The sequence below is a fragment of the Nodularia sp. UHCC 0506 genome (assembly GCF_034931045.1).
Lineage (GTDB): Bacteria > Cyanobacteriota > Cyanobacteriia > Cyanobacteriales > Nostocaceae > Nodularia.
In genome coordinates, this window is the sequence record NZ_JAYGHH010000076.1 from 1 (window position 1) to 13,409 (window position 13,409).

Annotated in this window: 14 protein-coding genes and 1 tRNA gene; 3 read left to right on the plus strand and 12 right to left on the minus strand. The window is 43.6% G+C overall.

Features of this window, described 5'->3' with window-relative positions; translation table 11 throughout:
* Positions 1-57 precede the first annotated feature (57 nt).
* Both VB654_RS24125 and VB654_RS24130 read right to left on the minus strand, forming a co-directional pair.
* Positions 58-198: a hypothetical protein gene (locus tag VB654_RS24125; RefSeq protein ID WP_323216376.1), complete on the minus strand. Its 141-nt coding sequence runs from the start codon at positions 196-198 to the stop codon at positions 58-60.
* 69 nt (positions 199-267) lie between these two features.
* Positions 268-1,044 (minus strand): class II aldolase/adducin family protein, encoded by a 777-nt coding sequence (locus tag VB654_RS24130; protein ID WP_323216377.1) that lies wholly within the window; start codon positions 1,042-1,044, stop codon positions 268-270.
* 42 nt (positions 1,045-1,086) lie between these two features.
* Here VB654_RS24130 and VB654_RS24135 point away from each other — a divergent pair, with 42 nt between their 5' ends.
* Complete coding sequence (locus VB654_RS24135; protein WP_323216378.1) at positions 1,087-1,257, plus strand: hypothetical protein; 171 nt, start codon at positions 1,087-1,089, stop codon at positions 1,255-1,257.
* Here the strand turns inward: VB654_RS24135 and VB654_RS24140 are convergent.
* A tRNA-Thr gene (locus VB654_RS24140) sits at positions 1,223-1,294 on the minus strand. The two genes, VB654_RS24135 and VB654_RS24140, sit on opposite strands and share 35 nt — an antisense overlap.
* A gap of 33 nt (positions 1,295-1,327) precedes the next feature.
* On the opposite strand from VB654_RS24140, the gene VB654_RS24145 reads away from it, so the two are divergent.
* Complete coding sequence (locus tag VB654_RS24145; RefSeq protein ID WP_323216379.1) at positions 1,328-1,597, plus strand: DUF3493 domain-containing protein; 270 nt, start codon at positions 1,328-1,330, stop codon at positions 1,595-1,597.
* A 50-nt stretch (positions 1,598-1,647) separates the two neighbouring features.
* On the opposite strand, the gene VB654_RS24150 is transcribed toward VB654_RS24145, so the two are convergent.
* The 9 genes from VB654_RS24150 to VB654_RS24190 form a co-directional block, all read right to left on the minus strand.
* Complete coding sequence (locus tag VB654_RS24150; protein ID WP_323216380.1) at positions 1,648-3,360, minus strand: DUF1565 domain-containing protein; 1,713 nt, start codon at positions 3,358-3,360, stop codon at positions 1,648-1,650.
* 242 nt (positions 3,361-3,602) lie between these two features.
* Positions 3,603-3,800 carry a hypothetical protein gene (locus VB654_RS24155; protein ID WP_323216381.1) on the minus strand — a complete coding sequence of 66 codons (198 nt, stop codon included), beginning with the start codon at positions 3,798-3,800 and terminating at the stop codon, positions 3,603-3,605.
* A gap of 111 nt (positions 3,801-3,911) precedes the next feature.
* Entirely contained in the window at positions 3,912-4,547 is a 636-nt protein-coding gene (locus VB654_RS24160; RefSeq protein ID WP_323216382.1) for a low-complexity tail membrane protein, read from the minus strand.
* Positions 4,548-4,905: 358 nt separating this feature from the next.
* Positions 4,906-8,004 carry a translation initiation factor IF-2 gene (gene infB / locus VB654_RS24165; RefSeq protein WP_323216383.1) on the minus strand — a complete coding sequence of 1,033 codons (3,099 nt, stop codon included), beginning with the start codon at positions 8,002-8,004 and terminating at the stop codon, positions 4,906-4,908.
* Between the two features lie 138 nt (positions 8,005-8,142).
* Positions 8,143-8,328, minus strand: a complete 186-nt coding sequence (locus tag VB654_RS24170; RefSeq protein WP_323216384.1) for a hypothetical protein — start codon at positions 8,326-8,328, stop codon at positions 8,143-8,145.
* Between the two features lie 92 nt (positions 8,329-8,420).
* A complete protein-coding gene (locus VB654_RS24175) occupies positions 8,421-8,690 on the minus strand; it encodes a YlxR family protein (RefSeq protein WP_323216385.1) in 270 nt (89 codons plus the stop codon).
* 148 nt (positions 8,691-8,838) lie between these two features.
* A complete protein-coding gene (nusA, locus tag VB654_RS24180) occupies positions 8,839-10,116 on the minus strand; it encodes a transcription termination factor NusA (protein ID WP_323216386.1) in 1,278 nt (425 codons plus the stop codon).
* Between the two features lie 286 nt (positions 10,117-10,402).
* Positions 10,403-10,864, minus strand: a complete 462-nt coding sequence (gene rimP / locus VB654_RS24185; RefSeq protein WP_323216387.1) for a ribosome maturation factor RimP — start codon at positions 10,862-10,864, stop codon at positions 10,403-10,405.
* A 200-nt stretch (positions 10,865-11,064) separates the two neighbouring features.
* Entirely contained in the window at positions 11,065-12,513 is a 1,449-nt protein-coding gene (locus tag VB654_RS24190) for a hypothetical protein (RefSeq protein WP_323216388.1), read from the minus strand.
* A 264-nt stretch (positions 12,514-12,777) separates the two neighbouring features.
* Between VB654_RS24190 and VB654_RS24195 the strand changes: the two genes are divergently transcribed.
* Positions 12,778-13,374 carry a peptidoglycan-binding protein gene (locus VB654_RS24195; protein WP_323216389.1) on the plus strand — a complete coding sequence of 199 codons (597 nt, stop codon included), beginning with the start codon at positions 12,778-12,780 and terminating at the stop codon, positions 13,372-13,374.
* Positions 13,375-13,409: the final 35 nt, after the last annotated feature.

Genomic DNA, 13,409 nt, shown 5'->3' on the forward strand with positions numbered 1-13,409 from the left:
TTAAGGGATGACAGATAGCTGAAACTGTTCCCTGTTCCCTACCCTGTATAGTAAGCATCAATGTCTGTGATGTTGGTGAACAAAACGAGTTTTTATTTTTTGATAGCGTACATCCCACAACAAATGCTCATCGTCTAATTGCAAATGTAGCATTTTCGGCACTCCACCCTCAATCTGTTCCCGAACCTGGCGCTGCATGGGGAATGTTGGCCTTGGGTGCTTTAGGTGCAGCAGGAGTCCTCAAGGTCCAACAAAAAAAGTTGGCTTTCACTCCAGCAAGTCCGGTTCTTGCCGTACAATCATCTCGTATAATGGCTGAAAACTAAGCCAACCCAAATAATGTGACCCCACCTGAGAATGTGCCAAACTTGCATACTCAGGTTTAATTGTACTAGGTTTACCCACAGCCTCAGCTAGTAATTGAGCTTGACAAGAACGCTCCATTGTGATGAACCACCACGCAGCTTCATCAACTGAGTGACCAACTGTAAGCAAACCGTGGTTTTTGAGAATAATAGCTTTATTGCTGCTTAATGTTTGGGCAATACGTTGACCTTCTTCTACTTCTAACACCACACCTGTATAGTCATTAAATAGGCTGTGATCTTGGTAGAATGAGCAAGCATCTTGGGTAATGGGGTCAAGGAGACGGCCGAGGCTAGACCAGCTTTTACCATATATGGAATGAGCATGAGCGGCTGCTACCACATCGGGACGCGCTGCATGAATTTGAGAATGAATTGCAAAAGCTGCTTGATTTACTGGGTAATTGCCCTGAATTACTTCACCTTGTTGATTAACTAGAATCAAGTCACTCACTTTAATTAAGCTAAAGTGCATCGCTAAGGGATTAACCCAAAAATGTTCTGGGTGTTCTGGGTCGCGTGCCGTGATATGCCCGGCAATACCTTCATCAAAACCATAGTGAGCAAACAGGCGTAATGCTGCGGTGAGGCGCTGTTTCCGATGCTGGCGTTCATCCTCAATAGAAGTAAAGGTTGACGGTTGGGGTGTATTCGGTTTTTCTTGAGGGATAACTTGCATATTGCCTCGAAAATTTGTTTTTTTAGGAAAAATATTTATATTATGGCTGAAATTCCTTGTAAAAACCCAGAGAAAGCGATGGGCAAAGCCCCGCCTCCGGCGATCGCGATCGCAGCACACAAAAACATCCTACATGGGAGAATACTAGAAGTGAAGTATTGTTCAGTAATTCGCCTTAAGCCGATGACGGGATTTGAACCCGTGGCCTGCTGATTACGAATCAGCTGCTCTACCACTGAGCCACATCGGCGCGTACAGCAAAACATTATAGCATTCTTTAATAATGGTAAAACCAAATTCTAAAAATTCCCTTAATTCTGAACAATATGCTCGCCTCAAAGCCGAAATGGCAGCACCCTATCGTGGTTTCCGACAATTTATCTATATTGGTTTTGGTGCATCTGCTTTAATTGGGGCATTTATTTTCTTTTTTCAAGTCCTAGCTGGAAGAGATATTGGCCACGCTGCGCCTAATTTAGCTCTACAAATCGTAGTTTTAGCTCTGATGATTTTTCTCTGGCGCTGGGAACAAAGTCGGCAAAAACCTTTGTAAAGATACTTTGACACCCTCGAAAAATCACAAAGATGTCAAAGATAGAAGTTTTACTGCGCCGTTACCAAATAAGGTGAAGGAATTGGTTCAGCACGTCCAGCATTAACTAGTGCCTGGTAAACAAAGGCCGCAATTTCTGCTCTAGTTGCGGGACGATTGGGATTGAGTTGTCTAGCTATGGGATAGTTAATCACTAATTGTCGTGTAGTTGCCGCAGCTACTGGGCCAATTGCGTAATTAGGAATTTGGGCAGCATCGCTGTAAACAGCAAGCGCATTCTGATTATTGGCAGTGAAACCCAGACCGTTGGCTAAGGAAACAAGTGCCTGTACTCTAGGAATTTGCTGCTGTGGTTGAAATCTACCATCAGGATAGCCTGCGAGAAATGCACTGCGGTAAGCAGATTGAATCGCACCGTAAGCCCAGAAATTGCTGGACACATCTCTAAAATCAATACCTGCGCGTTTCACTGGTGGTGTCAAAGCTTTGGTGACAATAGTGGCAAATTGAGCGCGGGTTACAGGGTCATTGGGTTTGAAGGTGCCATCAGGAAAACCAGCAATAATATTTTGTGATGCCAAAGCTTCAATATAAACTTTTGCCCAATAACCTTCTGGTACATCTCCAAAGGCAGTTTGACCAGTGGGCAGGTCAACAGTGGCAGCTACGAAATTTACTTGACCAGAAATGCGACTCTGATCAATATCGTTGCCAATAGCGAGAAGCGTATTACTAGAGGTGGCGTTATTCACATCATGACGAGTATTACCCCGAATCAGATTGCCGCCAGGACTTTCATTAGTACCAAGGTCAGGTTGAGCATTGACAGTTGCAACAATGCCATCTCGCTTATTGTTTTGAATGACATTCCGACGCAGTATAGGTCTAGCAGATTCTGAAATAAACAGACCATCTTGGTTCTGAACTATTTGGTTGCCTTCAATCAGAGGTGTGGAAGTGCCGCCAATAGCTAGACCAAAACCTGTATCTTGAAACAAGTTATTGAGAATTTCACCTTGGGCAGTTCTAGCTATGGAAATGCCGTTGCCCTGGTTCTGCACAAACAGGTTATTTTCAATTCTGGGATTACCTGTACCTGTAACAAAAACCCCGTCTCTGGAACTGTTAGTAAAAGTATTATTTCTGATAGTGGGATTACTAGATTCTACCCAAACGGCGGTACCACGCTGATTGGGGTTAGTCACAGTTAAACCTGTAACAGTACTATTATTGTTAGCCAATATTGTAATATCTTGTCGGGCAAAGGTACGACTGGTATAAAAACCACCACCAGTAATCAAGATTGCCTGACCTTTACTAGATTCATCACCCCGTAGCGTCACTCCTGGGTTGAGTAACAGAGGAAATTGCTCACCAGATTCACTGTTATAAGTCCCCGGTGCTAATTGAATAATTGTCCCTGGTTGGGCTTGTCTGAGCGCAAAAGTAATAGTTTTATAGGGCGCTGCTTCTGTGCTACCAACACCATCCGCATCTGTGCCAGTGTCTGGATTAACGTAAATTACCGTTGCAGATGTAGGCACTTGCGCCATGAAAGTCGATGTATTTGCCTCTGGGTGGGTAACATCGGCATTTGCCTGAGTAGTCATTAATATGGAACCGCCTGATGCAACTAACAAAGCTGTTAGCCCCACTCGCAAGGGTAGAGTCAATTTGAGGTGACTGTGCAACAAATGGCGAAAATTGTTTGCTGATAGCTGGCGTGGCGCAGCCATAGAAATATGAAAACCGCGATATTTCATTTGATGTCTGTGGTGAGCTGAATAATAGTTGGTTAAACAGGGTCAAATATAACAGCTAAGAGCTATTTAATCCATGCCAAACTATATCAGATGACTAACAATGAATCGGCTAAGTTTCGGAATCAAACATATATAATTCAAAATTATTCCACGCCAATTTAGAAGTTGATGGAGAATGCGTCAGGGTTTGCTTACCATCAACTTCGTCGCTTGTAAGTATGTCTACAAGATTACTTGAATTTTTAATAAGCTAAGGTTTCTAAAGTTTCTCGTAAATATCTTTGTACCTGTTGTTCCAGACGAAGACTCTGCAATTGAGGATAATGTTCTAGTTGCCAGCGTTGAAAACCTGAACTAGTGGCGATCGCGCATTTAAGACTATACCAAATTTCCGGGTCAGCAGAAAATTGGCGATCGCTAGCAGATGGAATTTGAGCCATAGTTCCTGAGTCCTTCGTTTTAACTTCAACTGTTATGGCAGTTTTCATGTTCAGCAAAGACGACATTGCCTAGATGCAAAAGTGCATAACTCGTTTCACACCCGTCAGGGTCTACTTTAAAGGTTTTTGTGGGTTTATGTTAATCCCTCTCAGGGAGGGAAATATCTGAGGCACAATTTGATTAACCCTTACACCCAAAATAGTAAAATCCTGCTGAATCTTTTCTAAAGATAATGGTTCTATAGCAGCAAATTCTGTCTCATTGGTCACCAAAACTCGCGCCACACTCACGGGAATTTGTAAAAATAAATTACTAGCAAAAAACGTTAAAGCAGCCAGCAGTAAACCTAAGCTGCGCCACTGGGGTATAAATTTAGCTAAACTTTCCAGATGTGGAACCACCTGATAGAGTTGCCACAACACTCCAAGTAATAATATTGCTGCCATCAAGGACAAAAAACGATTTAACTTTGTATTAATTAAACAGAGGATTTTACGCTGTTGTTCCGTGAGGTTTTCCGGCTTCAGTGCTACACCCAAAATGGCAAATATATAAAAAGGGCGGTGCAATTGCATCCATAATAGTGGTAAAACACCAATACCAGCGACTAGGAATAACTCCATCCACAGTGGCAAAAGCGGTTCACCCACAGACAAAAATAACAAACACAGGACTAAAAAAATTGGCAGCGTTGCCAACCCTGCGACATGAATCCACAAAATAGGTTCAGAGCGAAATGAGGCCATATAAAACTTGTAGTGCTGTAAACGCTGATGCGGCGTTAGTTCGGTCTTCTCCCAAAGCTATAGGAGACTTCCACATACAAAAATATTCCGTCGTTTTGAGAGCAGGGGGGCAGGGAGCAGGGGGAGGAAAGGTCATTTTAGTTGCAGAAATTTGGATCAACTTTTTTGTGGAGTTCTCTAGGCCAAAACCGATATACAAAAATTCCTGCTGTGCGGGGTGGCAACTGGCATTGCTGAACGCTGTAAGCATGGCAAGCATAGCCAGTGCGGGGGGATGAGTTTTGAAGTTTGAGTTGTTAACTCTTTTCAACTCAAAACTCATCATTTTTGCTCACGACCCAGCAATTAGTAACCGACATTACTTCGTCAGTGTGAGTGTACGACGCTTAGTTACCATCTGGAAGGCTTCAATCAGGTCTCCTTCAACCCAGTCATGGAATTTATCAATGTTGATGCCACATTCGTAACCGGAGTTAACTTCTCGCGCATCTTCTTTGACCCGTTTGAGGGAATCAAGAACACCTTCGTAGACCACCTTACCGGAACGACGCACTCGCACTTTGCAGTTGCGAACCAACTTGCCAGACTGCACATAGCAACCAGCAACGGCTCCACGACCGACTGGGAAGACGGCACGGACTTCGGTTTGACCAAGGGGTTCTTCCACCAACTCTGGTTCCAGAAGACCTTCCAAGGCTCCTTGAATGTCTTCCAATAGTTTGTAGATGATATTGTATTCTCTCACATCCACCCCAGACTCGTCGGCGGCTTGTCTAGCACCACTGGCGAAAGTGGTATTGAAGCCAATAATTACAGCTCCACTAGCTGCGGCTAGGTCAATATCTGTTTCAGTTATTTCTCCAGCAGTAGCCAATAGCATCCGAATTTGAACTTCGTTTTGGGGAATTTGTCGGAGAGATCCCACAATGGCTTCCACAGAACCTTGGACATCTCCCTTCAGGATCAAGTTGAGTTCTTTTAACTCGCCTTCTTGTGCTTGAGCTGAAAGAGTTGTCAGAGTAATACGTCCTTGTAACAGACGAGATAGACGTTGTTTGTCGGCGCGAGTTGCAGCTAGGGATCTAGCTTCTTTTTCATTAGCGAAGACTTCAAAATCGTCACCTGCGCCTGGCACATCGCTTAAACCTAGTACCTCTACTGCAAAGGAAGGACTAGCAATATCTACTCTTTTGCCTCGGTCATCAACCATCGCCCGCACTTTACCAAATGCCGAGCCAGCTACTAACATATCGCCGACGTGCAAGGTACCATTCTGAATTAGCAAGGTAGCAACTGCTCCTTTAGCCTTATCTAGATGCGCCTCAATGACTGTTCCTTTCGCAGAACGATCTGGGTTAGCTGATAGTTCTCCTACTTCTGCTACTAGCAGAATCATGTCTAAGAGGGTATCGAGGTTTTCACCCTTGATAGCACTCACAGGAACCATGATAGTTTCACCACCCCATTCTTCAGGTGTCAAACCATACTGAGTCAGTTCTTGTTTAACACGGTCTGGCTGTGCGCCTTCTTTATCAATTTTGTTGATGGCTACAACAATTGGGACTCCGGCAGCTTGAGCATGGCTAATGGCTTCTATAGTTTGGGGACGAACGCCGTCATCAGCAGCTACTACCAAAATGGCAATATCTGTCACTCTCGCACCCCGTGCGCGCATCGCTGTGAATGCTTCGTGTCCAGGAGTGTCTAAGAAGACGATTTGCTGTGCCTTGCCTTCGTGTTCTACATCCACATGGTATGCACCAATGTGCTGGGTAATACCACCAGCTTCACCAGAAGCTACTTTGGTTTTGCGAATGGAATCGAGCAGAGTTGTCTTACCGTGGTCTACGTGACCCATAATTGTCACTACTGGTGGACGGCGCTGGAGTAGTTCCATATCTGCCACATCCAACATTTCTGTGACTTTGCGCGCTTCTGCTTCTCGTTCGGCGGTTTCGATTTCTATTTCTAGCTCTTTACCTACCAAATTAATTGTTGGGATATCCAAATTTTGGGTGATACTAACCGCCATGCCTTTGAGGAACAGGATTTTCACGATCTCTGTATCGGCAACAGCCAACAGGTCAGACAGTTCTTGGACTGTCATTGGCCCCGTAATTTCTACTTTTTCTGGACGATCTAGCTTGGTATCCACTTCTTGGCGACGGTTCTGTTCGCGACGAGAAGAAAAGGATCTTTTCTTTCTAGTAGTGGGGGCGCTAATAACTGCCGCAGTGGGTGACTGTGCAGATCGAGCCGCTTTGGGTTTGGGAGGACGGGCGATGGAAAGACTGACTTGGACAGTAGCTGGTGAGTCTTGATCCTCATCATCGAGTAAATCGTCTTCTTCAAAGTCATCCTCAACAACTGGTTTGACTCGCTTGCCTTTAACCCCGACTTTGCCAGCCTTTTCTTTGATTTCGTCAATGATTTCTTCTTCTTGCCACTTTTTCCCACCTTTGGCTAAACGTGGTGGCGTGGGGCGTTTTAAATCAAGTAGTTCGACTGCAACTCGATCATTGCCTAGATCCTCTTTTCCTTGTCCGCCTGACATTGGTCTAGGTGGTGTAGCAGTTGGCATTGCGGCTACAACTTCAGATGGACGTACTGGCCGGCTGGGTCTTGGCCCATCTACCAGTGGTGATTGTCCGGGAGGTCTATTTCCTCTTGGCTCGGATCTTGTGGGAGATGGAGTCGGACGAGCTTGTTTGGGAACTGGAGCCTGTGGGGTATCGCTGGTGGTTGGTTTCGCAACTTTTGGCTTGGTTTGATCTCGTTTGAGTAATGGTTTCTCGGATGGAGTTAGCTGTTCAGTGGCTACTTGAGAATTCCCAGATGGCCGGGCTGGTGGGGACACCAGATGCGGTTTTTGGGGTTTTTCCGCTTTCGGTCTTGGTGAGACCGCTTTTTCAGGTTTTCCCGTTGCTATTGTTTCCGGTGCCTCTGTCTTAGAAACTTGAGCTGCTGGTGTGCTTGCAGGTTCTGGCGAGGTCTCAGATTGATTCCGGGGTACAGGTCGAATTGGTGCCGTCGGCTTCATGGGTGAGACTGTTGTATCGAAGGTCTTTGGTGTTGAAGTAGAATTCACTTCCGAGGAAGCTTGTTGGCTATCATGAGCAACTGAAGCTTCTGGGGCGTTAGAGGTAGTGTTTCTCAATATTTTGGGTTTGCGAATTTCCAAAATTTGCTGTTTGTGAGGTGGGGTTGGTCGATTGCGATCGCCAGTCTGTGATGCATTTGATTTATGGCTGGATATACCTTGTTCTTTTTTATGCATCGCATTGCTAGTTATCAGTTTTTCGGCAGTCATGCGGATGCGTTCTGCTTCAGATTCTGAAATAGTGCTGCTATGACTTTTGACCGCAATGTTGAGCTGGTCGCAGATTGCTAATAGCTCTTTGTTATCCAAATTCAATTCCTTTGATAATTCGTAGATTCTAACTTTGCCGTTGTTCATCCACTCTTCCCCTTTAATTTACAGTTTTTTAGCGGATGGTTGCCTGGTTTTCGACATCTCCATCCTTTGATTACTGTTTTTAGGTTGCCCTTGGTGATTTTGCCGGTGCCTCCAGTCAGGAAAGAGAGATGTTTCGGTTTAACTTTGGCATTTCCACCAGGAATGATGGTTGATGTCAAGCTGCGCCTGAGCGCTACCAGGTTGCCATTCTTTAGTTTTTTGTTTTGCTGATTCTGAGTCTTCCACAACACAATCGAGTAAAACTTGTTGGGAGTATTGCTCTGCCACTTTTTTGGTGAAAAAGCCGCAAATGACTACACCCATTTACTATTTTGGCATTCACCCCGTGAATTGCAGAGTCGGCTTGATGCACAAATACTCTGGGGATTACCGCCCGTAGGTTTTTTTACCTAATTTTAATTTTGATTTTGGGGATAACTTGGGGCTAGACGCTGCCACAATATTTGGTACAGTGCTTCTGGCACTGATGCGTGTAGCGATCGCCCTAGTCGATTTTTTTTCTGAGCTGCTTGTAGGCAACTCATTTGCGGGCAGATATAGGCGGAACGCCCCATACCCTGATCCAATTGTACCTTTCCAGATGGAAAGACGCGGACAATCCGCCAAAACTCTTCTTTCAAGCCTACTTTCCGGCAACAAATACAACGCCGATAATTTGGTTTCATTGGTCTTATTTGACTACAGGTGAGCAATCTGGGGATGAAAATAAAGTTGGCTTTATCAATTTTTACTTACACTGAAATGATTGATTCTGTGTAATCATTAAGACTAGTAATGTTGTCAATAGTAGCAGAACTCAATCAGACTAATAAATTAATCTCGATCACTCGTCTCAAAAGATTCGTCGTCCTCTTCTAGTTGTTCTTGATTTTCATAATCTAGCTCCTCTAGTTCAAGATCATCTTCCTCTGGTTGATATTTGGCTCGTGCAGCAGCGAACTTAGTGTCCTCTCCTGCATAATCGTACTTAGCTTTGTCTTTAATGTCGATTTTCCAACCAGTTAACCTAGCTGCCAACCGGACATTTTGTCCTTCTTTCCCAATAGCTAAACTCAGTTGATCTTCAGCCACAAGTACGTGAGTTTGCCGGGTTTCCGGGTCCATGAGACGAACTTCATCCACCCGTGCTGGACTCAAGGCGTTAGCAATATATGTAGACGGGTCTGGAGACCAGCGAATCACATCTATTTTTTCGCCACGTAATTCGTTAACTACGACTTGAATCCGTGATCCCCTGGCTCCAATACAAGCCCCAACTGGATCTACATCTCGGTCAAGGGTATCTACAGCAATTTTAGTTCGAGGGCCGACATAACGGGAAGGGGGGTTAGCTTCTCGTGCTACCGCCACAATTCTAACCACTTCATCCTCAATTTCTGGGACTTCGTTGGCAAATAGATAAACTACCAAACCAGCATCAGCGCGAGAGACTAATAACTGAGGTCCCCGTTGCTGCCCCTGGGAAACTTTTTTGAGATATACCTTAAACGTGGCGTTGGCGCGATAATTGTCATTGGGCAGTTGTTCTCGCTTTGGTAATTCCGCTTCCACTTCTGGCTGACCAAATCCACTGGCTACTGCCAAAATTACCGATTGTCTTTCAAACCGCAAAACTCTAGCTTGTAAAACAGTTCCTTCCAAGTCCTGGAACTCTTCTTGCACCATTTGGCGTTGTTGATCCCGGAGTTTCTGCGCTAGTACTTGCTTGGTTTGCATTGCGGCCATGCGACCAAATTCACCTTGATCTGGCGTGACATCCAGCACTACAGAATCTCCCAATTGCGCTTCAGGAGCAACTTGTTGTACTTCTTCTAAGGAAATATGATGGTCTGAATTATCAACTTCTTCGACAATGCTTTTAGTAGAAAGAACGCGAAACCCTTCTCCTTCAATATCCAGTTCTACTTCAAAATTATCAAAATATTCTTCATCAAACAGTCTTTTTTCTAAGTTTTGGGCGCGACGATAACGTTCATAGCCTTTAAGTAAGGCTTCTCTAATAGCTGATTGAACTGCTAAACGAGGCAAATTGCGCTCACGACTGATACTTTCAATTAATTCTTTTAATCCTGGTAAACTAACCATTGACATAAGCAATCTCCTTTAAAATCGATTCTAAAAAATAGAGATAAGAAACAGCGCAGACGCGATTAATCACGTCTGTAAGGGATGAGGAGTGAGAAACTACGCATCAAAGACTGGGGATTAGAGAAAAGTTTGACTCTACTCCCTATCCTTTAGCTTCTAGTGCCACTAGGCGTAAATAGGCGTACTATTTGAAAAAGTCCAAAAGCCCAAAATTCCAACCTTTTGACTTTTGACGAACGCCCTGCGGCACTAATCCTTAGTCTCTAGCCTCTAGCCCTTAGTTCCTTTTCTATTGGCACTCATCTAGCAGCACCCTAGTAATGAGGGTGCGGGGAATCTCGATCACGCGACCTTTTTGATTTAAGTAAACAGTGGTTTCGTCCCGGCGAATCAACTTACCAATCCACTCTTGCTGTCCGTCGTAGGGTGGGGAAGTGGAGACGATTACCGGAAATCCTTTGAAGGAAATAAACTCTCTGTCTGTTATTAATTGTCGTGAAATTCCCGGACTGGAAACTTCTAAGACATAAGCATCTGGAATGATCTCTGCCGCATCTAAGGAAGCTTCTAAAGCACGACTCATGCGCTCACAATCATTCAAACCAGTATCCTCCTGGGGATTGCGGATATCTATCCGTAATACTGGTGGACGTTGGTTAGTGTGGAAAACTATGCCAACAACTTCCAAGCCCAGTTCTGCTGCTACTGGTGTCGCTAAATCGATAATTTGTGGAACTAAAGGATGAGTCATGCGAAATTTCAATAAAAAAAGTGGGCATAGACCCACTTCCTGCGATAGGGATATCTTCCAAGAAGTCTTGTGACGAATCAATAATGGTTCGTCTCTATTCCGAGTTTAGCGCATTTCTTTCATAGTCAATAGTCATTAGTCATTAGTTGTTGGTCATTGGTCATTGGTCAATTTTTCCTGGACTTGTCTCCCTAATGGCATTAACTTTGCTTCTTGACTGGGAGAACAGTACCTTGATCTGCTGATGGCCGAACTGATGATTTTGTTCTTAGTTGTTTAGTTTGTTCCATAATCTGGTCTATGTCTTCTTGGGATAAGCGCTGGACATAGTTGAGCTTAATTTCTTCGAGGAAGTCGGACATTAAGCTTTGAATTTCGCTAATTATGTGTTTTTGTTGCACTTCTTCTCTCAAGGCTGTGGTGAAGCTTTCGGCTAGTTGACTAGAAAGTTTAGCTCCCACGGGATCTTCTATAGCCGTAGTGACAGCACTGTAAAGGTTGGTGGTGATTTGAGTTGCTAGTTGTTCGCTGAGTTGGTTTTGCATATCTCCTATTCCCGGAACATTGTGGAGGTTGCGGTAGACAGGGACTTGATTGATGGTGGTGGCAATATTGTGGCGTAAAATGGCAATGATTTCTGGTTGAATTTTGGGTAGTATTTGATAGACTAATGTTTTTACCAAAATTCCGGCGATCGCCTCCAATTCATTCGTATTATTAATATCTATGTAGGGTCGCAGATTCTCTTTCTGCATTAGCCAGCTGGTTAAATCACCGCGCCGAATTGACCCTTGAATCTGGTTAATTACTCTAACTACGACTATTTCTGTAAGGTCTTCGGCAAAATTAGCTAATATTGATTGATTTATTTGCTGTTGTAACGGTTGCAGATTCAATAACCGGGCTTGGTCAAGGCGAATAATTACGGGTAGGATGCGTAACCAACGCATAAAAGGGAACAGGAGAAATAGATCGTACCATCGCCACAATATGGCATTTACCCAAGTAAAACTGGGGTGACGACGACGCAGATAAAAGGAACGCACCAACAACTCTGCGCCAAATAAAAATACGAATGGTAGGTCTATCAGCCAAAAATTATCCAGAAGGTCGCCATTTTCACCGATACGGCGAAAATAGTTGCTGGCGATTAAGGGGCGAATTTGCCTGTTAAAAAAATCAATTTCTTGGTTCCAGCGTTGTTCGGATAAATATTCTGGACTCCAAAATTGCGAAAAAGACTCTTTTGCCGATTCTTTACCAATGCGATCGCGCAGCCGATTTTTGGCTTTTTCAAAGTTACCACTTTTATTCACTGCTGCAAATGGATTACTGTCAACCATTTCGCTGCTCAGACGGCCAAGTTCCTCCAGTTTGGTCTTGGCTTCTGGTGAAGTTAACCTAGTTTGACTAACCTGTTCTTGCAATGCATCGACTTTGTTTAAATAATTTTTTGTTTCTCTATGGTCTTCAATTCCTTTAATGGGATCATAAATTTGGGTGATTTGGGGAAAATTCCGCAAATAAAAATCCCGCCAAGGTACGTAGCTTAAATCAAACAACACTAATCCTAGATTTACTGTGGCAATCAATGCCATTAGTCTTTCAAAGATTAGATTTTGGCGTTTTGAAGATTTTATTTTTGTCATTTTTATTGCTTTTTTATACATGAAAATGTACTTATTTTCGGGGCATAATTATTAAGCCCATGATGACGGCTCAATCAAGATACCTCTATAGGATGATGGCAAATATATTTGTTTAGATATTTAGTTAAATTTAATTAACTAAAATTACATTAATAAATAATACTTAATAATTGTGAACACAAATTTTAAAGGAATGTCAAATTCGGCTGTAAAGTTATATATACTTTTGAAGATTCTTGATTTAAGCCATAGGAGTTTTAAATTATGTGGTGTGGATTTGGAAAATCTAATATGGTAATTTTAGTTACCTGCTGTGTCACTGCTAGTTTAGTGGTTGCAGATACAACTTTTGCAGCTCGTCAGCGTAATTATACGCCAGAGGAATTCCGGGCTGTGCTGCGGGGATTAGGCTATGACGTGAAGGTAACAAATACCACTCTCACAGATGAGGAAACGAGAAAGGCAATTAGTGAATTTCAAAAGGGTTATAAGCTGACTATTGATGGTATTGCAGGCCCTCAAACTCAAGATTTCGCAGCTACCATTGTCCAAATTTTGCAAGCAAATTTGAATGCGGTACTTCAACCAGATACGCCTTTACCCCGTAATCAATTCTACGGAACTCAAACAGAAGCTGCGGTAAAAGAGGCTCAAAAAAAATTTCAAATGGAAGAAACTGGCATTGCTAATTTGCGATTTCGCCAGATGTTGAATGAAGAGGCGAGGAAAATCATAACTCAGCCGACATCGACACCAACACCAACTCCAACTCCAACTCCAACTCCAACACCCACACCAACTCCAACACCAACGCCTACACCAACGCCTACACCAACGCCTACACCGACACCGACACCGTAAGCAGTTAGTCCAAATAAACGAACCACAGAGACCTT